The organism is Selenomonas sputigena ATCC 35185, from assembly GCF_000208405.1.
Lineage (GTDB): Bacteria > Bacillota > Negativicutes > Selenomonadales > Selenomonadaceae > Selenomonas > Selenomonas sputigena.
Window position 1 is genome coordinate 249,214 of sequence record NC_015437.1, and the last position, 20,699, is coordinate 269,912.

A 20,699-nucleotide genomic window follows, 5' to 3' on the forward strand; every position below is an offset into this window, starting at 1 on the left:
ATTCGGTCAGCAGGGCAAGGGCTTGTCCTGCTGACTCGCGAAGAGTTCATTATCGTGCATGTATCGTAACATGCGCACGGCAGGAATACAAGCCCGGGAGAAAGGATGGATCGAATGATATACCCGATGAAGCTTCGAGCGCCGCTCAAGGACTATATCTGGGGCGGCACGCGCCTCAAGACGGAGTACGGCAGAAAGACGTCTCTCGCGAAGGTCGCGGAGAGCTGGGAGCTTGCGTGTCACAAAGAGGATCAGAGCGTTATCGAGAACGGCGCGGACGCGGGTCTGACGCTGGAAGCGTACATCGCGCGCGAAGGGGCGCACGCTGCGCTCGGCTCGCACGGTTCGCGCTATCCGTATTTCCCGCTTTTGATTAAGCTCATCGACGCGCACAACGATCTCTCGGTGCAGGTGCATCCAGACGACAGTTACGCCTTCGAGCACGAGGGCGAGTACGGAAAGATGGAGATGTGGTACATTCTCGATGCCGAGCCTGGGGCGGAGATCATCTACGGCTTCAAGGAAGAGATCTCGCGCGAAGAGTGCCGCCGCCGCATCGAGGAGAACACGCTCTTGGACGTCGTGCGGCGCGTCAAGGTGAAGGCGGGCGACGCCATCGTGATTCCGGCAGGCACGCTCCATGCCATCGGGCGCGGCATCTTCCTTGCGGAGATTCAGCAGAATTCCGATACGACGTACCGCGTCTACGACTATGCGCGGTGCGGCGCGGACGGCAGGCTGCGCGACCTGCACATCGACAAGGCGCTCGACGTGCTCTCGTTCGCGCCGCCGGCGTATGACGTGAACCGTGGCGAGAAGTTCTCCATTTTCGCCGAGCATGAGATGACGGTCGTCGCACGAACCGAGTTTTTCACGGTCTATCACTTCGCCCTCAAGGGTCGTTGCCACTTGCAGGCGGGACGCACGAGCTTCCAGTCCATCGTCGCGCTCGGAGGCCCTATGGAGCTTTCGTGGTCGGGCGGCGAGGAGATTTTGGAGAAGGGCGATTCGTACTTCATACCGGCGAGCTTCGGTGACTACACGATGCGCGGCGAGGGAGCGTTTCTTCTGACGGAGATCTAGCGAAAATGCGCCCCGAAGAGGAAGTTCTTCGGGGCGCATTCTCGCTTTTCGGGATTCAAGGCATTTCGGGCGGGTGGCTGCAAAGGGCCGCGTGGTGCAGGAGGTCTTCGAGGCGCATTTCGATGTCGAGCGCTTCCTTGTGTACGGTTTCTGCCGTGTCGAACTCCGCAAAGTCGTCCGTTTCGAGCGCGTTGGCGAAGTGCTCCCAAGCCGTGATGGAAAGCTCGGTGGATTCTGCACGCAGCTGGCTCAAATAGCGTGCGCCGGGCGGCACGGAGAGCGCCGAGAGCTTTTGCTGGCGCTCCTTGAGGGTCGGGATGATCTCCGTTCGGATGAGCTTCTTCAGCCCGTCTTTCTGTGCGCTGGAGAGAAGTCCCGTACCGTCCCACGGCATGTCGGTCAGCGCGGAAAAACGCTGCTGCTCCTTGGCGAAGCGCTTGTTGTACTGCTCGACGATGGGTGCCGACGCTTCGAGGTAGGAGGCGACGTCCTTTTCGAGGAGCGGCGTCAGGCGGTCGAGGCAGTCGCGGTAGTTCTTGATGTAGGAGACCTGCCAATGACCGTCGCCCGCCTGCTCCATGGCGAGGAGCAGCGTGAGTTCCGTTCCTGTCAGTTCGTCCTTCGCCTTGACGTGCGCCGTCGCCGTCGCGCCGTCGCGGTCGATGGAGTCGAGGCCGACGATGGTGATGTTCTTCAAGAGGCTGCGCTCGAAGAGGTTCTCGAAGTCGATGCGCAGCTGGCGTCCCTGCAGGAGGCCGCCGGGCTTCTGCCATTCGCCCGTCTCGATGCGGCCTGTGAGCGTCGTGCGCATCCCCGCCGTGACCTGCGGCTTGATGAGTTGGTAGAAACGCACGGCTTCCGTGCGTTCGTCGCTCGTCAGGGAAGTGTCGGCGGCGAAAAGGCTGCGCGTGAGATCGTCATAGATTCTGCCCATGCTCAGGCTGACGTTGACGTAGCGCTCGAATTTTTCGGCGTCGTGCTTCTCTGCCGCTTCTTGAATCTCGGCAAGCGCGTATTCGGGGCTTCTCGCGTGGATGAAGAAGTACCAGAGCACGGAGCCGACGGCAAGCGCGAAGAAGATGATGACGAGCATCGTGAGCGTGCGATTGTATGAGCTGATCTTTCGGGCGCGCAGCTGCAGCCGCCAAGTATAATCGTCCATAGAAATTCTCCTTATCGTCCTATTATAGCATATATGTCAACGAAAGCAGGAGGTGCGGGCATGAAATGGGTCAGCCATGAGGTTGTGACGGGTATGGCGGTCTATACGCTGACGGGCGCTCTCGTGCCGACAGCGTGCGCCATGGCGGGCGCGGTGCTTCCCGACTGGATCGAGGGCAAGGGCGGCGGCGTGCGCCTGCCGTGGGCGGGACTCCTCGCCCATCGCGGCTGGTCGCACTGGCCGCTCCTTTACGTCCTCGGCTTTCTCGCTCTGGGCGCTTTCGGCGAGGAGCTGGGCGAGGACGCCCTCTCTCTCATTCTCGCGGGGCGTTTCATCCTCCTCGGCGCACTCTTTCATATCGCCGAGGATGCGCTTTGCGGCAAGGTGCCGCTCCTTCATCCGAAGAAGAAGGTCGGCGTGCGCCTCTTCCGTGTCGGCTCGTTCGGCGAGTACGCCTTCGCGCTTGTCCTCGTCCTTTTCTTTTATGGAATCGGACGATTGGTTTTCCGGTAATTTTATAGGAGAAATTTATTTTTGCACCGCCGCAGGCAAGAAGGAAAGCGCCTTGCTTGCGGGGAAGTCTATAAGCATAGGAGAAGAGGTCACATTGGAGGGGATCACGATGGAACAGGGCACGCAGAAGAAGAACAAGCTCTTGGGGCTTCTCGCCGAGAAGTACCCGACGCTGGAATCCGTCTACGAAAGGCTCATCTCCCTGCAGGCGCAGCTCGGTCTGCCCAAGGGCATTGAGCATTTCATGAGCGATCTGCACGGCGAGTACGAGTCGTTCTTCCACATCTTGAACAACTGCTCGGGCGTCATTCGCGAGAAGGTCGAATACGTCTTTGCCGACCGCATGACGGATGAAGAGAAGGCGGAGTTCTGCACGCTCATCTACTACCCGAAGGAAAAGATCGAGCGCATGCATGCCGAGCGCAAGGACACGCCCGCCTGGTATCGCGAGAACCTCGCGCGGCTCTTGGAGCTGTCGAAGCTCATGAGTTACAAGTACCCGGCGGCGAAGGTGCGCGGCTTCATCCCCAAGCGCTATGAGTCCGTCATCGTCGAGCTTCTTTACACGCGCCCCGAGGAGGACACGGCGCAGGCGCAGTACCATCGCCGCCTCCTCGCGACCATCGTGCAGATCGACAGCGGCGCGGGCTTCATCGAAGCGTTCTGCGTGCTCGTCAAGCGTCTCGCCGTCGATCATCTGCACATCGTCGGCGACTTCTTCGACCGCGGCAGCCGTCCCGACGCGATTCTCAACATGATCCTCGACTACCACGATATCGACATCGAGTGGGGCAACCACGACGTCATGTGGATGGGCGCGGCAGCGGGCAGTGAGGTCTGCATCGCGGGCGTCGTGAGAAACAGCCTGCGCTACCACAACACCGACGTCTTAGAGCGCGGCTACGGCATCAGCCTGCGTCCCCTATCGCTCTTTTCGACGCGCATCTATCCCGATTCCAATGCCATCCGCGCCTCGGAGAAGGCGATCACGATGATTATGCTGAAGCTCGAAGGCCAGCTCATCGCCAGGAATCCCGACTTCGAGATGGAGAGTCGCCGTCTCCTCGACAAGATCAATTACAACTCCTCCTACGTCATGCTCGGCGATCGCCGCTACGAGCTGGAGAGCGCCTACTTCCCGACGATCGACCCGAAAGATCCGTTCGCGCTCTCGGAGGAGGAGGAGCGCATCATCGCCGACCTCAAATCGTACTTCACGGAGAGCGAGATGCTGCAAAAGCACGTCGACTTCCTCTACAAGAAGGGAAGTCTCTACAAGTGCTGCAACGGCAACCTTCTTTACCACGGCTGCGTTCCCGTCAACGAGGACGGCTCGCTTCGCGACGTCATCTTCGACGGCAAGGCTTACAAGGGACGCGCCTACTTCGATTATGCCGACCGCCGCGCGCGCCGCGCCTACCTCTTCCGGGCGCAGGAGGATCTCGACTTCATGTGGTTCTTGTGGTGCGGCAGGACGTCGCCGTGCTCGGGACGCGAGGTCAAGACCTTCGAGCGCTCGCTCCTGGAAGACGAGAGCACATGGAAGGAGCCTGCCGATCCCTACTACCGCCTGCTGGACGACGAGGATTTCTGCCGCTCCATCCTCGCGGAATTCGGCCTGCCCGAGAGCGGGCACATCATCAACGGTCATGTGCCCGTCAAGGTCAAGAAGGGAGAAACGCCCGTCAAGGCGCACGGCAAGGCCATCATCATCGACGGCGGCTTCTGCCAGGCGTACCACAAGAAAACGGGCATCTCGGGCTTCACGCTCATCTCCAACTCGCGCGGCTTCCGGCTCCTCATGCACCAACAGGTCGCCGATGTGCGCCAGGCGCTGAAGGAGAACAAGGACATCGAATCCGTCTCCGAGACGGTCGAACTGCAGACGAAGCTCACGACGCTCGGCGACACGGACGAGGGCAAGGACATCCAAGAGGAAATCGCTGACCTCTACAACTTGCTCATCGCCTATCAGAACGGCGTGATCGAGCCGAAGGCATAGCCTCGCATACGAAAAAAGCATCCATCGGTCTGAGCGCACTGCCTCTGCGCGAGGCGGCAGCTTAGCTCGATGGATGCTTTTTGCTTTCGATGCCGTACTGAGTCGATCATCCGACAAGATGAACGTTCAATTTTGCCGGGAAGTGCCGGAGAAGCACGGATAAGGATTCAGCGGATGGAGAAGGGCAAGCCGTATCTGCGGTTACTGCTGGTGCGGGCCGTGGCCTGCTCCGTGGCCGCCGCGACCGTGGCCGTGGCCGCCGCCTTTGCCGCGATGCGGACAGCGCCCTTCACCCATGGCGGCGTCCTGTCCGTGGCGGTGTGCGTGCGCTTGGCCTTCGCCGTGGTGCTGCGCATGTCCTTCGCCGTGTCCTTCGCCGTGGTGCTGACCGCAGTGGCCGTGACCCTCGCCGTGGCGGTGCTGACCTTCGCCCGCGCCGTGCGCGTGGGAGCAGCGATGGCCGCCTTCGGCGTGCTCATGTCCCTCGCCGTGATGCGAGCAGTTTGCTTCCGTCGTATACTCAAGCGTGCCGGCGAGATGCTGTGCGACAGCCTCGTCCGCCGCGCCCTTGACGCCGGCATAGACGCGGATGCCGGCATCCGTGAGCGCCTCGATCGCGCCCGCGCCGATGCCGCCGCAGATGAGCGCATCGACTTCGTTTTCCTTCAAAAGGCCGGCGAGTGCGCCGTGACCGCTGCCTTGCGTGCTGACAACCTCCGATTTCTCAACGGCGTCCTCCTTGACGTCATAGAGCTTGAATGCCTGCGAGTGTCCGAAATGCTGGAACACCGTGCCGTTTTCATTTTCATAGGGGACTGCGATTCTCATCGTTCCTTCTCCTTTCTTTCTCGGGGGCGAAAAGCAATAGCCTTGACGCGCCTCGGCACGCGGGCAGCATTTGCCGCACGGTGCGGACATGTCGCAGAGCTGGTAGAAGCCGCCTTCGATGACGAGCGGTCTGCCGTGGACGAGGCTCTCGGCGATTTTTTTGCGCGCTGCGGCATAGATTTCGGCGACCGTCGTGCGCGAGATCGCCATGCGTTTGGCGCATTCCTCCTGCTTTAGCCCGTCGTGGTCGATGCTGCGTATGCACTCGTACTCTTCGACGAGCAGGGTGACGGCCTCGCCGCCGGGAAAGCCCGCAGGCGTGAAGCGCTCGTAGGCGGGACGCACGCAGATCCTTCGCCCCCGCGTCGGTCTTGGCACAGTCCTCGCCTCCTTTAAGGAATCACTGATAAATTCAGCCACCCATCTTCACACATCTGCGCTGTCCTCTCGTCGTCGACAAATCCTCGACGTAGCACCGCTACGCCTGCGGTTTGTCTCCTCGATAGATACAGCGCATCTGTGCAAATCTGGGCGACCTCATTTTATCAGCGCTTCCTTAAATATTTTTACGGATTTGTTATCGACATATGTCGGTAACTGTGTTATCATCGTATCATGGAAGGAACAGTGTGTCAAGCCGTTTTGACGAAAACGGCAGGATTTAGCCCTTTCATGGAGAAAAGAATAATATCGCTCATCAAAATAGAGGAGGGATTCCATGGCAAAGGAAACGATACAGAAGGACGTCGTCATCATCGGTGCGGGCATGGCAGGGCTGACGGCGGCGCTCTACGCGGGACGCATGAATTTTTCGACGCTCGTCCTGGAGAATGCCATCGTCGGCGGGCAGATTGCGAACGCCACGGGCATTGAGAATTATCCGGGCTTTTTGAGCGTCTCGGGCAGCGACCTCATTCAGACAGTGCAGCAGCAGGCGGAGACGTTCGGCGCCGTCGTCGACGAGTTCGATGCGATTGAGCAGGTTACGCTCGAAGGCGCGGTCAAGCGCGTCGAGACGGAGAGCGCCGTTTACGAGACGCCCGTCGTCATCATCGCCTCGGGCATGAGCCGCAGGAAGCTGCCGCTCGCTGCGGAAGCGAAGTACGCGGGGCGCGGCGTCCACTACTGCGAGCTTTGCGACGGACACATGTATCAAGATAAAATCATTGCCGTCATGGGTGGCGGCAATGCGGCGCTCGATGCGGCGAACTTCCTCTCGCGTTACGCGAAGAAGCTCTACCTCGTGCATCGCTCCAAGCTTCGCGCCGACGAAGTTTCGCAGAAGCGTCTCCGAGAAAATCCCAAGGCGGAGATCTTGCTCGAAACGGAGATCCGTGCCTTGCGGGGCGAGGGAAAGCTCGAATCTATCGAGATTTTCGACAAGAAGGCGGGCGAGGCACGGGAACTTGCCGTCGACGCCATATTTGTCAACATCGGCGTGCAGCCGAACACGGCGCTCTTTGAGGGACAGGTCGAGATCAACGAGAAGGGGCATATCGTCGCGGGCGAGGACTGCCGCACGAATATCCCCGGCGTCTTCGTCGCCGGCGACATTCGCGAGAAGGAGATCCATCAGCTGACGACTGCCGCATCCGACGGCACGACGGCGGCGCTTCTCGCCGAGAAGTACATCACAGGAGGGAAAACATCATGGTAAAGGTCTATTCCATCACACAGTGCCCTTGGTGCGACAAGGTCAAAAAGTATCTGAAGTCGAAGAACATCGCCTACGAGGAGCACAACATCGAGGAGGACGAGGCGGCGCGCAAGGAGTGCGAGGCCATTTCGGGCGATCTCATCGTGCCGGTGACGACGGTCAACGGCAAGGACTTCGTCGTGAGCTTCGACAAGGCGAAGCTCGATGCGATTCTCGGTATATAAGGAAGCACGGATAAATTCAGCGATTCCTTGAGAGAGTGACTGCTGCTGCAGGCAGCATCGAAAAACGCCCGCATGTGCAAAAGTGCATGTGCAGGCGTTTTTTCAGTCTGCGCCCTCCGGGCTTGACTTCTTGGACTTTCATGGTAAACTATAAATTGCTATATTAGCCACATTAGCTCGATGGAACTTGCAGTGTGTGGGGGAGGAAATGGGACTTTCATGGAGAAGTTGATTATAAAGGGCGGCTGTCGGCTTGCGGGACGCGTGAAGATCAGTGGTGCGAAGAACGCTGTGCTGCCCATCATCGCCGCGACGCTTCTGGGGCAGGACGCCCCGAGCCGCTTGGAGGAGGTTCCTTCGCTCGACGATGTGCATACGATCACGGAGGTGCTGCAGGCGCTCGGCGTACATGCGGCGTTCGACAATGCGGCGAACGCGCTGACCGTGGACAGCTGCGAGATCAAGCGGACGGAAGCGCCCTACGAGCTTGTGCGCAAGATGCGCGCTTCTTTCCTCATCATGGGGCCGCTGCTCGCACGCCTCGGTCACGCGAAGATCTCGCTGCCGGGCGGCTGCGCCATCGGCACGCGCCCCATCGACCTGCATCTCAAGGGCTTCGAGGCCTTGGGCGCAAAGATCGAGATCGGGCATGGCTACATCGAGGCGCGTGCTGACGCGGGACTCAAGGGCGCACGCATCTACCTCGACTTCCCGAGTGTCGGCGCGACGGAAAACATCCTCATGGCGGCTTCGATGGCCGAGGGGCAGACCGTGCTCGAAAACCCTGCGCAGGAGCCGGAAATCGTCGATCTCGCAAACTTCCTGAACGTCATGGGCGCGAAGGTGCGCGGTGCGGGTACGAACGTCATCAAGATCGAAGGCGTCAAGAAGCTCACGGGGCACAACTATACGATCATCCCTGACCGCATCGAGGCGGGCACCTACATGGTCGCCGCCGCCATGACGCAGGGCGACGTCTATATCGAAAACGCCATTTCCGAGCACCTGAAGCCCGTCATTGCCAAACTCAAGGAGGCGGGCGTCACGATCGAGGAGGCTGTCGAAGGCATTCGCGTGACCTGCGACCGCAGGCCGAAGGCGGTCGACATCAAGACGATGCCGTATCCGGGCTTTCCGACGGACATGCAGGCGCAGTTCATGGCGCTCCTCGCCGTCTCGGACGGTGCGGGACTCGTGACGGAAACGGTCTTCGAGAACCGTTTCATGCACGTCGATGAATTGAAGCGCATGGGGGCGTCCATCAAGATTGACGGGCGCACATCCATCGTCGAGGGTGTCGATCATCTGACGGGCTGCCAGGTCAAGGCGACCGATCTGCGTGCCGGCGCTGCCATGGTGCTCGCGGGTCTCGTCTCCGAAGGAGAGACGCAGGTCGGCTACATCCACCACATCGATCGCGGCTACGACAAGCTCGTGGAGAAACTCGTGGGGCTTGGCGCGGACATTCGCCGCACGGATGATTGAAGGGAAATCGACAGCAGATGCAACCGGTTGCTGCAAATAAAAATTGACATTCCTACGGGAAAAGTGATATATTGTTTCTATTGATGCGCTCGTAGTCCAGTGGATAGGACGTTAGCCTCCGGAGCTGAAAGCGTGGGTTCGACTCCCGCCGAGCGCACCATGGGATGATTTGAAGGAGGGCGCGCTTTCGCGCCCTTTTTATCATATCTGCGAGAGGCGGAAGGTACGATGAACGAAAAGGCGAGCGCGGCGATGCGCCGGTTCCTTGAAGCGATGGGACTCGATCTCGCGGCGTGCGGCATGGAGAAGACGCCGGAGCGCGTGACGGAGATGTTTGAGCTGCTCTTTTCGGGCTGCGGCGAAGATGCGTCTTCGGCTTGGGGCGAGCTTTTCGAGACGAAGGCGCGCGGTCTGACGGCGGTGCAGCATATCCCGTTTTATTCGCTGTGCGAGCATCATCTCGTGCCGTTCTTCGGCGAGGTGCATATCGCCTATTTGCCGAAGGACGGCAGGATCGCGGGGTTCAGCAGGTTCGTCCATGTCGTGAATCTTCTCGCGAGGAGGCCGCAGCTGCAGGAGCGGTTTACGCGCGAGATCGCGGACGCCGTGCTCGACGGGCTTTCGGCAGAGGGCGTGCTCGTCATTGTCGAGGCGCGGCAGCTGTGCATGATGATGCGCGGCGAGCTTGCGCCCGGAACGCGCACGCTGACTTCGGAAACGGGCGGCACGATCACCGCCGATGCGGCTCTTGGTAAGGAGGCATGGGATCTTCTGATGCGCGGAGCGAAGGAGGGATGAGGCAGATGAAGGCGAAGAGGCATTACCGACTGCCGTCGGGCAAGGAGCTGACGGTCGGCGAAGGGACGCTCGTCATGGGCATATTGAACGTGACGCCCGACTCTTTCTCAGACGGCGGCAAGTGGAACACGCTCGATAAGGCGCTCGACCACGCGCTTTCGATGGTCGAGAACGGCGCGGCGATCATCGACGTCGGTGCGGAGTCGTCGCGCCCGGGCTTCGTGCCCGTGTCGGCGGCAGAGGAGATCGAGCGGCTCGCGCCCTTCTTGGAGCATATTGCGCCGAAGATTCCCGTGCCGATTTCCATCGACACGTTCAAGGCGGAGACGGCACGCGCTGCCTTGCGGCTCGGCGCGGACATCCTCAACGATATATGGGGTCTGCAGTACGCGGCGGAAGAGCGCGGCGCGATGGCTCGCGTTGCAGCTGAATACCACGCCCCCGTCGTCGTCATGCACAATCAGACGGGCACGACGTACAGGACGGACGTCATCGAAGCCATGCAGGATTTCTTCCGCGAGAGCTGCGCCATTGCCGAGGAGGCGGGCGTGGCGAAAGAGCGCCTGATCTTCGATCCGGGCATCGGTTTCGGCAAGACGCCCGAGACGAACATCGAGGTGCTGCATCGTCTGCATGAGCTGATGAAGCTCGACGGAGAAGCGTATCCGCTGCTTTTGGGCGCGAGCCGCAAGAGCTTCATCGGCTACGCGCTCGATCTCCCCGTAGAGGAGCGGCTCGAAGCGACGGGCGCGGCGACGGTGCTCGGCGTCGCCGCAGGCGCATCCATCGTGCGCGTGCATGACGTCAAGGAGATCGTGCGCATGTGCCGCATGTCGGACGTCATCTTGGAGGGCGGGAAGCATGGACAGGATTGAGCTTTCGGGCATGGAGTTCTTCGGCTATCACGGCTGCTTTGCCGAAGAGCGGCAAACGGGACAGAACTTCATCGTCGACGCCGTGCTCTGCCTCGACCTTGCCGAAGCGGGGCGCACGGATGACCTCTGCAGGAGCGTCAATTATGCCGAGGTGTTCGAGGACGTGCGCACCATTGTCGAGGGAGAAGCGAAAAATCTCATCGAGGCGGTAGCGGAGGAAATCGCGGCGCAGCTCCTCAAGAAGTATGCGGCGCTCACGCGCGTCGAAATCGCCGTGCATAAGCCCCAGGCGCCGCTTGCGGGCACATTCCGTGACGTCTGCGCGCGCATCGAGAGGAGTCGCGCATGAACGGCGAAGAGGCGAGAGCCGTCGAGGGGGCGAGCGTGCACCCTGCGGAGCGGGGACTGGCGCACGATATCGCAGGGCGTGCAGAGAGAAGATATCGCATCTATCTCGGTCTCGGTGCGAATCTCGGCGACCGCCGCGCTTCCTTGCGGCGAGCCTTGCGACTTTTGGCTCGTCTTGAGGATACGCAGCTCCTGCGCGTATCCTCTTTTTATGAGACGCCGCCGTGGGGAAACGAGAAGCAGCCGCCGTTTCTCAATGCCTGCGCCGCTTTGGAGACGCGCCTTTCGCCACTCGTGTTCCTGCGCCGCGCTCAGCGCATCGAGCGTGCGCTTGGCCGCGTGCGCAAGGAGCATTGGGGACCGCGCACGATCGACATCGACTTGCTCTTCGCTGAAGGATTCGAGAGTGCAGCGCCGGAGCTTCGCCTGCCGCATCCGTATCTTCACGAACGCGCTTTCGTCCTCCTGCCCTTGGCGGAGATTGCACCTGGGCTGATTGTCCGAGGCAGGAAAATCGACGAATGGCTGGCGGATCTTTCGGAAACTGCCGCCTGCCGCAGGTGCGGCATATACCGTCCCATGAAAAAATGAAAGAAGGTTTTTTCTTCCAAAAGAAAAGCTATCTTTTCCTGTTGGAACATGGTAGAATAGACTTGGTTGATTGAGATTTCATGAGAACTACGCCAAGGAATTTGGATGGCGCGACTGTCCTCTCCATGGTATCTTTAGGAGGGAAATGCATGGCGAGATTCAGTATGCAGGAAGCGCGTCAGCTGGAGCAAAATCTTGCGCATATATATGATTTCGCTCGCTTTGTGGATGCAAAGGCATGTGAGCTGCTTCATTTTGAAGCGGACGGCACGGTGCGGCGCGAGGGGCGCTGCTTCACCACTTGGGGAAGGTCGCGCCGCTGCCGGCACTGCACGAGTTTCTGCGCGGCCAAGTCGCAGTCGAACTTTGAAAAGGATGAGATTTCGGACGACAAGGTATACCATGTCCTTTCCGCACCGGTTGAGATCGAGATGCCGGACAAGAGCATCCTGCATTGTGCGATGGAACTGGTGACAAACTACCCGCGCAATGCGGATGCGCGCGCGATGTGTGACCGCGAGGTGTTGCAGCTTCTCTCGCGTGCGAAAGATACGGCTCATGCGGGCGTCTTGTGCTTCAATGTGGAAGATTCCTGCATTTATGCCAACCTTGAGGCATATCGTGCCTTCCAGGTGCCGCCGGGCGAGCTGGAGGCGCTGCGCACTTTCTTCATGACGTGGCTCAAGGATGAAAGCTGGGATTCTCCGTGGGAAAGCGCGGCGGCGTGGGAGCAGGAATTCTTCCTCGAAGGCGAGCGCTTCGTCTATCGGGTGTCGATGGCGAAACTCTTTGATGCGGACGGGCATTACAAGGGCTATTATTACACGATTCGCGATCGGCAGGGAGCGATGGAGGAGCAAAGCGATACGTCATGGTCGCGCGACAAGCTCACGGGACTGTATGACCGCGAGGGCTTCTACGACGCCGTGCGCGAGGAACTTGACTACGGCATAAAGGGCGAACGCTGCATCATCTGTTCGAACATCAAGGATTTCAAACTGGTCAACGAGCTTCTCGGCGAGGAGAAGGGAAACGAGATTCTAAAGAGCCTGGCGGAATTTTTCTCCGACCTTGCCATGGATTCGGGCGCGGCAGCCCGTCTGCACGGCGACCATTTTGCCGCTTATGTGGACAGGGCGCGCTTCACGGAAAAGGATTTGCTCGACGGCCTGGAACATCTGGGGCGGGCGTTCGACTGCAATTCATTCAAGCTGAACATCCATCTCGGCATCTATAAGATTCAGGAGACGCAGATGCCCGTTTCTGTCATGTGCGATCGGGCGCATCTCGCGCTCTCTCTCGTGCGCGACGAGAATGGCAACAAGGTGGCGTTCTATGACGACGCCCTGATGGAGCGCACGCTGCGCGAAAAGGAAATCCTGGGCAGCTTCGAGGAAGGCTTGGCTGAGCGCCAGCTCGCCGTCTACCTGCAGCCGCAGGTTTCGACGGAGGGCGATCTGCTCGGCGCGGAGGCGCTCGTGCGCTGGAATCATCCCGAGAAGGGCTTCCTCGCGCCCGGTCAGTTCATCGGCATCCTGGAGAATGCGGGACTGATCCATCGCCTTGACCAGTACGTCTGGGAAGAGGCGGCGGCGATTCTGAAACGTTGGCAGGGAACGGAAAAGGAGGGGCTGACGATCTCCGTCAACATTTCCGTGAACGACATGCTTCATCTCGACATTTTCCAGACGATGACGGACATCGTGAAGCGCTATGGCATCGACGCAAAGCAGCTGAAGCTGGAAATCACGGAGACGGCCTTGATGGGAGACATCGAAAAGTACAGAAAGCTCATCAGCAGCCTGCAGGAATCGGGCTTCGAGGTCGAGATCGATGACTTCGGTAGCGGCTACTCCTCGCTTTCCATGCTCAAGGACATCGAGGCGGACATTCTGAAAATCGATATGGGTTTCCTGCGCCAGACGGGCAATCCGAAGCGCAGTTCCGTCATATTGAACGCCGTCATCGCCATGGCAAAGTGGCTCGGCATGCGCGTCATCACGGAAGGTGTGGAAACGAAGGAGCAGGTCGAGCATCTGCGGTCGCTTGGCTGTGATATGTTCCAGGGGTATTTCTTCGCGAAGCCCATGCCGGTCGAGGAGTTCGAGGCAAAGTATTTCAAGGAAGCGTCGAATGTATTTGCGCTTTCTGAAGCCGGACGGTGATGGAGGAAGTTGCACGAGGACGATTTCATGCGGAGGTATGAATCGTTCTGGCGCAGGGGAGGAATGCTGGAAATGAAAAGGGGTTGGATGAAGCGCGCGGGACAGCGAGCCTTCGCGCTTGGCGCATGTGCTTTTGGGGGATGGAGCACGCAGGCTTTCGCCGCCCGCATCGACCCGCAGGAGCTTGAGCAGCTGCGCGGCACGGTCGGCATGCTGCTCGAAGACGTCGAGGAATTTTACCATGTGACGCTCTTGATTGAATCGTTCATGCTCGTCATGCTGCTGGCGCTGATCGTCGTCGGCCTTGTCGGCTATATCAAGCTGAGAAAGGAAGTCCGGGAACTGCGACGGCTCGTTTGCGGCGAGGACGATTTTGCGGCAGAGACGCCCGAGGACGTCGACTCTCCCTTTGAGCCGATGCCGTCGTTCGAGCCTGAGCCTGAGCCTGAGCCTGAACCGGAGCCTGAGCCAGAGCCTGAGCCTGAACCGGAGCCTGAGCCTGAATCGCCGCCGATCGTGCGCTTTCTGGAAGCGTACAACGAGGTGAACGATATAGAAGATCCCGCCCTGCAGAAAGCGCGTTTTGCGAGTCTCTTGGCGGAGTTTTCCGGCAAGCGGTTCACCTGCACGAATCCTGAGGCGAGGAAGACGAACCCGAATGCGCCGCCGACCTTTGAAACGAGGGACGAAGGCGACTTCTGGGCTGTTGAAAAGGGCGACGGTTCGGATGATTACTACGTCATTCCCGATCCCATGTTTCCGTACAGTGAGGAACGCCATCGCTTCTGCGGCATGAAGGAAGCGTTCGCTTCGAACTACCAGGAGGGCAAGACGTACACGCACATGGAGATCGAAGCTCCCGCGCGTTTCAGTCTTATGGGCAGCCTCTGGGCGCCGCAGCGTCCCGGCAAGATCGTGCTGTCGGGCGAACAAGACGCATAGGAAGAATGAGAGACTCCGGCAGGAAGAGATTTTTGCCGGAGTTTTTATGTGTCCGTGCATAGTAAACTACACGCACAAACGTCCACTTTGTGGACAAAAGTGCACCGCCCTTAACGAAAGTTTGCCAATCAGTCTACGCCCTTTGGGCTTGACTTCTTGGACTTTCATAGTAAACCCCCGCAGGCGTAAATCCTGCGGGGGTTTAGCATGTAAAGATGCGGCGTCACACCTTGAACTTGACGGATTCTTCCTTCAGGTTCTTCGCGGAGTCTGCAAGGCCGCGCGAGCTTGCGGCGATTTCTTCCATGCCCGCGGCCTGCTCTTCGGTGGCGGCAGATACATTCTGCGAGGCGTCGCTCGCGCGTTTCGCGGAGTTGTTCACGTTCTCGCTGAGGTTCACGATCGTGTGGATGCGTCCGTCTAGGATCTGCATTGTGTCGGTGATCTGTGCGCTGTCATCGCTGCAGATGCGGATGAGCTCTAGGATGCGCGAGAAGCCATGGCCCGTCGAAGAGACGTTTTCCAGCCCTTTCTCCGCCTGCTCTCGGCCGTCCTTCATGGCGCTGACCGCTTGCTCCGTCTCGGTCTGGATGGAACTGATGAGGTCGCCGATTTGCTGTGCCGCCTGCTGGGATTCTTCGGCGAGCTTTCGGACTTCCTCGGCGACGACGGCAAAGCCGCGTCCGTTCTCGCCGGCGCGTGCCGCCTCGATGGCGGCATTCAGAGCGAGGAGGTTCGTCTGCTCGGCAATGCCCGAAATCGTCGAGATGATCTCGCCGATTTCCTGCGAGCGCTGACCGAGTTTTTCGACGATCTGCGCCGACTGGTCGACCGTTTCGGAAATCGTGTTCATCTGCTCGACGGTCGATTTCACGAGTTCATTGCCCTCGTTGGCGCGCTCGACGGTGTCTTCGATGTTCTTGCGGATCGTGGCGATGCGGCTGACGGCCTGACTGATGCCGTCGGACAGGGCATCAATCTCATGCTTCGTTTCGCCGAGGGAATCCATCTGAACGGCAGCGGACTCGGCGACCTCCGTGATGGACTGGGCGACGCTCTGCGTGGCCTCGGCAGATTGGTTGGCATTCGCCGTGAGCTGCTCGGACGTGTCGGAGACGAAAGCGGCGGTGTCCTGAATCTTTTTCGTCATTGAGCGCATGTTGTCGATCATGCCGTTGAACGCCGTTGCCATCTCGCCGAATTCGTCCTGATTCTCCACGGGCGCATGGACGCTGAGGTCGCCGCCTGCGGCGCGGCGCACGGCCTGCAGGAATCCCTGCACGGCGTTGTTGATCTCGCGGCGCAGCCAGTAGAGGACGGCGAGCGTCAAGGCGATGACGAGGAGCAGGGAGACGATGGTGATGACGGCGATCTGCGCTTCTTTCGCCTGACTGCGTTCCTTCTGCGCCGCGGCGTCCTTGATGCAGTTCTGAGCATCCTGATTGATGCCGGCGACAGCGGCGTCGAACGCCTCGACGATCTCGGGCGAGAGGATGGCGGCTTCGGCCTCCTCACGGTTGTTCGACTCCTTCATGGCGTCGCCCGCTTGACTCAGGCGCTTGTAGCTCTCCCAAAGCTCCTGCTCTGCATCGAGTTCGGAGAGCGCCTGCTTCGTGATGTCGGGCGAGCCGAAATCCGTGTTCTTCTTTGCCTCGCGCAGGGCATTGAACGCATCTTCTACCTCTTGACGCGAATCCTGAACCTTTTGGGCGAAATCGTGCTTCTTCGCCGGGTCGACCGATACCACCTGATAGAAGACGTAGAGGCGCGTCTTCTGCATGGCCTGCGCGACCCTGTTCGAAGTGGCAACGAGGGTCGTGCGCTGGTTGATCCCCGTGTTGAGATCGTCGAGTTCGCCGACCGAATGGTAGGCGAAGACGCCGAAAGCGATGAAGGCAATGAGCAAGATGCTGAAAGAGAACAGGATCTTGTTTGCCACGGTCATGTTTTTCATGAAAAACCATCTCCATTGAATCATATTGAAACTTAATCTTATTTAGCCTTCGACATGGGGAGAAGAAATCCTTTAAGGCAGTTTTTCTGATTTTTCATGGATTTTTTTCGTTTTGTCGCATCGCGGAGAATGGAAGAAGAAAAAAGCCGCTCGATACGCCTTCCGTGCTGAGATGGCGGTATCGAGCGGCTTTTCGCTATAGTTTGCGCCCCTTGCAGGGCAGCGGTTTACGATTCTTTGAAGTCATCGACCTCGGCTGCGTCATGCTCGGGCAGCTCTTCTAAGAGCAGCGCCGCAGCGTCGACCCAGTCGCCCTCAAACGACTCGATCTTGCCGGCGTCGCAGAGCGCGGCGAGCTTCGGCTCGATCGGCAGGCGTGCGAGAAGCGGCAGGTAGTAGTCGCGGGCGATCTCCTCGATGTGGCTGTCGCCGAAGATCTTGTGCTCGGCCGAGCAGTTGGGGCACTTGAAGTACGCCATGTTCTCGATGATGCCGAGGATGGGGGCGTTCATCAGGCCGGCCATCTTGACCGCCTTCTCGACGATCATGGAGACGAGCTCCTGCGGCGAGGTCACGACGATGATGCCGTCGACGGGCAGGGACTGCAGCACGGTCAGAGGAACGTCTCCCGTTCCCGGCGGCATGTCGACGAAGAGGTAGTCCTCATTCTCCCAGACGACGTCCTGCCAGAACTGCTGCACGACGCCCGCAACGATGGGGCCGCGCCAGACGACGGGATCGGACTCGTCCTTTAGGAGCAGGTTGATCGACATGATGTCGATGCCGCCCGCGCTCTTCAAGGGGCGGATGCCCGCGGCATCGGCAGATGCCTTCTCCACTTCGCCCTTGACGCCGAAGACCTTCGGGATCGAAGGCCCCGTGATGTCGGCGTCGAGCACGCCGACGCGATGGCCGCGCCGCGCCATGGCAGTCGCGAGGAGCGAGGTGACGAGGGACTTGCCGACGCCGCCCTTGCCGCTCATGACGGCGATGACGCGCTTGACGCTGCTGTGCTCGTTCGGCGGTGTAAGAAGGCTCTGCGGCTCCTGCTGTGCGCCGCCGCAGCCGCCCGCCGAGGAACAGCTGCTGCAGCCGCTGCTGCAATTTTCACTCATGATGAATCTCTCCTTTGCTATACATATAATGGAAAATTTTTCTGAATGGATAGGGTATATTCATTATATTACCCCTTTTTCTTGAATTGTCAATAGCCGCACTGCGCTGTGTCATTCCAATGCACGAAGGATGCGATAGAGCTGCTCCTTCAGCGCCTCGGCCTCTTCGAGGGTGAACAGTGTGCCTTTTTTATTGACGAGGCAGCCCATCGCATAGGGAATCTTTTCCGCCTCTTCGCGCAGGGCTTCCCCTTCCTTCGTGATCTCCACGACGACCACGCGCTCATCGTCCGCCTTGCGGCGGCGCTTCAGATACCCCATGCTTTCCAACTTCTTGAGCACGGGCGTCAAGGTGCCGGAATCGAGGTACAGGCGCTTGCCGAGATCGTGCATGGTGACGGTGTGCTCTTCCCAGAGCACCATCATCGTGACGTACTGCGCATAGGTCAGACCGATCTTTTTCAGAAAGGGATTGTAGGCGGCCACGATCTTGCGGCCTGTGGCGTAGAGCGGGAAACAAAACTGATTTTCCAGCAGAAGCGGATCGAATTCCTTTTTTGCCATTGACAACATCTCCATAGAATGATTCTTGTTTCAGTACCTCTTCGATATTTTAGCAGATAAATAAAATATAAGCAAATGAAATGTAGAAAAATAAAACATGAAAAAATGATATTTTATAAAATTGTATTTGACAAAATATATTTTGTGTGTATAATAGAACATGTAAGCAGCTTCCCCCAAACGCGAAGAGGAAAAGAGCTGCTTATATGGATGAAGAGAAAATTTCGTGCTTCGGACATTTGATTTGAAGTATTGCATGATTTATTTGGATGAAAACAGGAGGTTATTCATTATGAGCACCATTGTTTTGGCAGTATCGGCCCTTGTATGCGCTACGGCATTTCGGCTTCTCGGCGAAGAAGTGCAGAAGGGATAAGGCGACGCATCCTGCATACCGCATAATCACATAAGGCAAAATGCTGCAAGGCAGTCAAACAGCATGTGTTTCCGATGGGAACGCATGCTGTTTTTCTTAGGAAGCTTTGAGGAAGTGATTTATAGATGAATTTTATCACAAAAACCTTCAGATATAAATAAAATAATGATAGTCTATCTCATTTACAACCTTCGAGGAACGTGCTATACTACATGCTAAGAAAATCTCGAAAGAAGGTGCAGTATGAATTTTTTGAAGAGGATGCTTCGTGGGAACGGCAAGGGGCTGTTTCTGCTGGCTTTGTGCCTCGCGGCGGCGCTTCTGACAGCGGGCTGCGGCGGTGCGGCGGGGGATGCGCCCTCGGGCAAGAAGAAGGTCACGGTGACGACGTCATTTCTCGCCGACATGACGAAGGAGCTGGCGGGCGACTACGTCGATATCGACCTCGTCATTCCGGCGGGAGAAGACCCGCATCTTTACGTCGCTCAGCCAGCGGATCTCAAAAAGCTCAAGGACGCCGACCTCGTGCTTTACCACGGGCTGCATTTCGAGGGCAAGATGGTCGAAATTCTTGAAAAGCGCGGTACGGCGGTGACGGCGGACTTCCCTGCGGATGCTGTACTGCGCATGGAAGAGGACGGCGAGAGCGTCGTCGATCCGCACTTCTGGTTCAGCATTGCGCTCTACAAGAAGGCGACGGAGAAGGCGGCAGACAGTCTCTCCAAGCTCGTGCCCGAGCATGAGAAGGAGATTCGGGCGAACTCGGCTGCATACCTCGCCAAGCTCGATGCGCTCGACGCCGAGGTCAAGGAGAAGATTGCGTCCATCCCAGCGGGCAAGCGCAACCTCGTCACGCCGCACGACGCTTTCAACTATTTCTCCAAAAGCTACGGCATGACGGTCGTCGCGCCGCAGGGCGTGAGCACGAATTCCGAGGTGGCGAATGCCGACATTGAAAAGACCGCAGACTTCATCGTCGAACACAAGGTCAAGGCGGTCTTCGCCGAGAGCACGACGAATCCCGAGCGCATGAAGAAGCTGCAGGAAATCGTGCGGTCGAAGGGCTTCGATGTCGAGATCGTCGGCGGCGAGGGGAATGAACTGTTTTCCGATTCGCTCGCACCCGCAGGGCAGAAGGGAGATACGTTCATCGACATGTATCGGTTTGACGTCGATCTGATTGTCAGTCATCTGAAGTAAGGAAAAAGGGAAGAAGGGCGGGCGACCGCCCTTTTTTGCTTTTTCCGTTCGATGCGGTCGAGTTGGCTGATTCTAGGGAAAGAAGGCGGAATATGGGAGAAAAGATGCTGCTTCATGTGGAGGATGTGACGATGGCGTACCGCGAGAGCGCGGTGCTCTGGGACATCGATCTCGATGTGCCGACGGGTGTACGATGTGCGATCGTCGGGCCGAACGGCGCAGGAAAATCGACGCTCCTGAAGGGAGTCCTCGGCCTTGAAAAGCCCGTCGCGGGCTATGTGCGCCTTTGGGGCAAGACGATCGACGAGGTGCGCGAGCGCATCGCCTATGTGCCGCAGCGCGGCGCGGTCAACTGGGATTTCCCGACGACAGTGTTCGACGTCGTGCTCATGGGACGCTATGTGCATATCGGGCTCATGCGCCGCCCAGGCAGGGAGGATCGCGAGAGGGCGAGGGCGGCTCTCGCCGAGATGCAGCTCGAAAAGCTCGCCGAGCGCCAGATTTCGGAGCTTTCGGGCGGACAGAAGCAGCGCGTCTTCATCGCGCGCGCACTCGCGCAGGAAAGCGACCTCTACATCATGGACGAGCCGCTCGCGGGCGTGGACGAGACGACGGAGCGCATCGTCATGGACAAGTTCGTCGCGCTGCAGAAGGCAAGGAAGACGGTGATCGCCGTGCATCACGATCTTTCGACGCTCGACATGTATTTCGACTACCTTGTCGTTCTGAACCGCACGATCAAGGCGAGCGGCTACTTGAAGGATATGGACAAGGAAGCGGCGCTCGCGCTCGCCTTCCGTCCGAAGGAGCGTTGACG

General features: G+C 58.9%; 19 protein-coding genes and 1 tRNA gene. 15 read left to right on the plus strand and 5 right to left on the minus strand.

The window, feature by feature from the left end:
* Positions 1-114: 114 nt before the first annotated feature.
* Complete coding sequence (locus tag SELSP_RS01090; protein ID WP_174261616.1) at positions 115-1,083, plus strand: type I phosphomannose isomerase catalytic subunit; 969 nt, start codon at positions 115-117, stop codon at positions 1,081-1,083.
* 55 nt (positions 1,084-1,138) lie between these two features.
* On the opposite strand, the gene SELSP_RS01095 is transcribed toward SELSP_RS01090, so the two are convergent.
* Positions 1,139-2,245, minus strand: coding sequence for a hypothetical protein (locus SELSP_RS01095; RefSeq protein ID WP_006193868.1), 1,107 nt, complete (start codon positions 2,243-2,245; stop codon positions 1,139-1,141).
* Between the two features lie 60 nt (positions 2,246-2,305).
* Here SELSP_RS01095 and SELSP_RS01100 point away from each other — a divergent pair, with 60 nt between their 5' ends.
* On the plus strand, positions 2,306-2,758 hold the full coding sequence (locus SELSP_RS01100) for a metal-dependent hydrolase (RefSeq protein ID WP_013740526.1): 453 nt from the start codon (positions 2,306-2,308) through the stop codon (positions 2,756-2,758).
* 109 nt (positions 2,759-2,867) lie between these two features.
* Entirely contained in the window at positions 2,868-4,760 is a 1,893-nt protein-coding gene (locus tag SELSP_RS01105; RefSeq protein WP_049781179.1) for a fructose-bisphosphatase class III, read from the plus strand.
* 201 nt (positions 4,761-4,961) lie between these two features.
* Here the strand turns inward: SELSP_RS01105 and SELSP_RS01110 are convergent, their stop codons facing one another.
* Entirely contained in the window at positions 4,962-5,966 is a 1,005-nt protein-coding gene (locus SELSP_RS01110) for a DUF134 domain-containing protein (RefSeq protein ID WP_013740528.1), read from the minus strand.
* 340 nt (positions 5,967-6,306) lie between these two features.
* Between SELSP_RS01110 and SELSP_RS01115 the strand changes: the two genes are divergently transcribed.
* From SELSP_RS01115 to SELSP_RS12140, 10 genes are all read left to right on the plus strand, one after another.
* Positions 6,307-7,245, plus strand: coding sequence for an NAD(P)/FAD-dependent oxidoreductase (locus tag SELSP_RS01115; protein ID WP_006193862.1), 939 nt, complete (start codon positions 6,307-6,309; stop codon positions 7,243-7,245).
* Positions 7,239-7,469: a glutaredoxin family protein gene (locus SELSP_RS01120; protein ID WP_006193861.1), complete on the plus strand. Its 231-nt coding sequence runs from the start codon at positions 7,239-7,241 to the stop codon at positions 7,467-7,469. The genes SELSP_RS01115 and SELSP_RS01120 overlap by 7 nt, the downstream gene beginning before the upstream one ends.
* Positions 7,470-7,688: 219 nt before the next feature.
* Positions 7,689-8,954: a UDP-N-acetylglucosamine 1-carboxyvinyltransferase gene (gene murA, locus SELSP_RS01125; protein WP_006193859.1), complete on the plus strand. Its 1,266-nt coding sequence runs from the start codon at positions 7,689-7,691 to the stop codon at positions 8,952-8,954.
* Positions 8,955-9,039: 85 nt separating this feature from the next.
* Positions 9,040-9,114, plus strand: a tRNA-Arg gene (locus SELSP_RS01130).
* A gap of 68 nt (positions 9,115-9,182) precedes the next feature.
* Positions 9,183-9,752, plus strand: coding sequence for a GTP cyclohydrolase I (gene folE / locus SELSP_RS01135; protein ID WP_006193858.1), 570 nt, complete (start codon positions 9,183-9,185; stop codon positions 9,750-9,752).
* 5 nt (positions 9,753-9,757) lie between these two features.
* The gene (gene folP, locus SELSP_RS01140) at positions 9,758-10,627 is read left to right on the plus strand and encodes a dihydropteroate synthase (protein WP_013740529.1); all 870 of its coding nucleotides are present in this window, start codon (positions 9,758-9,760) and stop codon (positions 10,625-10,627) included.
* A complete protein-coding gene (gene folB / locus SELSP_RS01145) occupies positions 10,614-10,976 on the plus strand; it encodes a dihydroneopterin aldolase (protein ID WP_006193856.1) in 363 nt (120 codons plus the stop codon). The genes folP and folB overlap by 14 nt, the downstream gene beginning before the upstream one ends.
* Positions 10,973-11,566 carry a 2-amino-4-hydroxy-6-hydroxymethyldihydropteridine diphosphokinase gene (folK, locus tag SELSP_RS01150; protein ID WP_006193855.1) on the plus strand — a complete coding sequence of 198 codons (594 nt, stop codon included), beginning with the start codon at positions 10,973-10,975 and terminating at the stop codon, positions 11,564-11,566. The genes folB and folK overlap by 4 nt, the downstream gene beginning before the upstream one ends.
* A 149-nt stretch (positions 11,567-11,715) precedes the next feature.
* Complete coding sequence (locus SELSP_RS01155; protein WP_006193854.1) at positions 11,716-13,731, plus strand: putative bifunctional diguanylate cyclase/phosphodiesterase; 2,016 nt, start codon at positions 11,716-11,718, stop codon at positions 13,729-13,731.
* Positions 13,732-13,803: 72 nt separating this feature from the next.
* On the plus strand, positions 13,804-14,673 hold the full coding sequence (locus SELSP_RS12140; protein ID WP_013740530.1) for a hypothetical protein: 870 nt from the start codon (positions 13,804-13,806) through the stop codon (positions 14,671-14,673).
* Positions 14,674-14,896: 223 nt separating this feature from the next.
* On the opposite strand, the gene SELSP_RS01165 is transcribed toward SELSP_RS12140, so the two are convergent.
* The 3 genes from SELSP_RS01165 to SELSP_RS01175 all read right to left on the minus strand — a co-directional run bounded on the left by SELSP_RS01165 (position 14,897) and on the right by SELSP_RS01175 (position 18,306).
* Complete coding sequence (locus SELSP_RS01165; protein WP_013740531.1) at positions 14,897-16,627, minus strand: methyl-accepting chemotaxis protein; 1,731 nt, start codon at positions 16,625-16,627, stop codon at positions 14,897-14,899.
* A 227-nt stretch (positions 16,628-16,854) separates the two neighbouring features.
* Positions 16,855-17,742, minus strand: coding sequence for an Mrp/NBP35 family ATP-binding protein (locus SELSP_RS01170; protein WP_006193851.1), 888 nt, complete (start codon positions 17,740-17,742; stop codon positions 16,855-16,857).
* 111 nt (positions 17,743-17,853) lie between these two features.
* The gene (locus SELSP_RS01175; protein ID WP_009647003.1) at positions 17,854-18,306 is read right to left on the minus strand and encodes a MarR family winged helix-turn-helix transcriptional regulator; all 453 of its coding nucleotides are present in this window, start codon (positions 18,304-18,306) and stop codon (positions 17,854-17,856) included.
* Between the two features lie 619 nt (positions 18,307-18,925).
* Here SELSP_RS01175 and SELSP_RS01180 point away from each other — a divergent pair.
* The gene (locus SELSP_RS01180) at positions 18,926-19,882 is read left to right on the plus strand and encodes a metal ABC transporter solute-binding protein, Zn/Mn family (RefSeq protein WP_006193846.1); all 957 of its coding nucleotides are present in this window, start codon (positions 18,926-18,928) and stop codon (positions 19,880-19,882) included.
* Between the two features lie 92 nt (positions 19,883-19,974).
* Entirely contained in the window at positions 19,975-20,697 is a 723-nt protein-coding gene (locus SELSP_RS01185; RefSeq protein ID WP_006193845.1) for a metal ABC transporter ATP-binding protein, read from the plus strand.
* Positions 20,698-20,699 lie beyond the last annotated feature (2 nt).

Bases quoted from the DNA above. Each gene is read 5' to 3' on its own strand.
- SELSP_RS12140 (WP_013740530.1), top strand. From the start codon at position 13,804: ATGAAAAGGGGTTGGATGAAGCGCGCGGGACAGCGAGCCTTCGCGCTT.
- folK (WP_006193855.1), top strand. From the start codon at position 10,973: ATGAACGGCGAAGAGGCGAGAGCCGTCGAGGGGGCGAGCGTGCACCCT.
- SELSP_RS01095 (WP_006193868.1), bottom strand. From the start codon at position 2,245: ATGGACGATTATACTTGGCGGCTGCAGCTGCGCGCCCGAAAGATCAGC.
- SELSP_RS01165 (WP_013740531.1), bottom strand. From the start codon at position 16,627: ATGAAAAACATGACCGTGGCAAACAAGATCCTGTTCTCTTTCAGCATC.
- murA (WP_006193859.1), top strand. From the start codon at position 7,689: ATGGAGAAGTTGATTATAAAGGGCGGCTGTCGGCTTGCGGGACGCGTG.
- SELSP_RS01105 (WP_049781179.1), top strand. From the start codon at position 2,868: ATGGAACAGGGCACGCAGAAGAAGAACAAGCTCTTGGGGCTTCTCGCC.
- folP (WP_013740529.1), top strand. From the start codon at position 9,758: ATGAAGGCGAAGAGGCATTACCGACTGCCGTCGGGCAAGGAGCTGACG.
- SELSP_RS01120 (WP_006193861.1), top strand. From the start codon at position 7,239: ATGGTAAAGGTCTATTCCATCACACAGTGCCCTTGGTGCGACAAGGTC.
- SELSP_RS01155 (WP_006193854.1), top strand. From the start codon at position 11,716: ATGGCGAGATTCAGTATGCAGGAAGCGCGTCAGCTGGAGCAAAATCTT.
- SELSP_RS01090 (WP_174261616.1), top strand. From the start codon at position 115: ATGATATACCCGATGAAGCTTCGAGCGCCGCTCAAGGACTATATCTGG.
- SELSP_RS01185 (WP_006193845.1), top strand. From the start codon at position 19,975: ATGGGAGAAAAGATGCTGCTTCATGTGGAGGATGTGACGATGGCGTAC.
- SELSP_RS01175 (WP_009647003.1), bottom strand. From the start codon at position 18,306: ATGGCAAAAAAGGAATTCGATCCGCTTCTGCTGGAAAATCAGTTTTGT.
- folE (WP_006193858.1), top strand. From the start codon at position 9,183: ATGAACGAAAAGGCGAGCGCGGCGATGCGCCGGTTCCTTGAAGCGATG.
- folB (WP_006193856.1), top strand. From the start codon at position 10,614: ATGGACAGGATTGAGCTTTCGGGCATGGAGTTCTTCGGCTATCACGGC.
- SELSP_RS01180 (WP_006193846.1), top strand. From the start codon at position 18,926: ATGAATTTTTTGAAGAGGATGCTTCGTGGGAACGGCAAGGGGCTGTTT.
- SELSP_RS01170 (WP_006193851.1), bottom strand. From the start codon at position 17,742: ATGAGTGAAAATTGCAGCAGCGGCTGCAGCAGCTGTTCCTCGGCGGGC.
- SELSP_RS01100 (WP_013740526.1), top strand. From the start codon at position 2,306: ATGAAATGGGTCAGCCATGAGGTTGTGACGGGTATGGCGGTCTATACG.
- SELSP_RS01115 (WP_006193862.1), top strand. From the start codon at position 6,307: ATGGCAAAGGAAACGATACAGAAGGACGTCGTCATCATCGGTGCGGGC.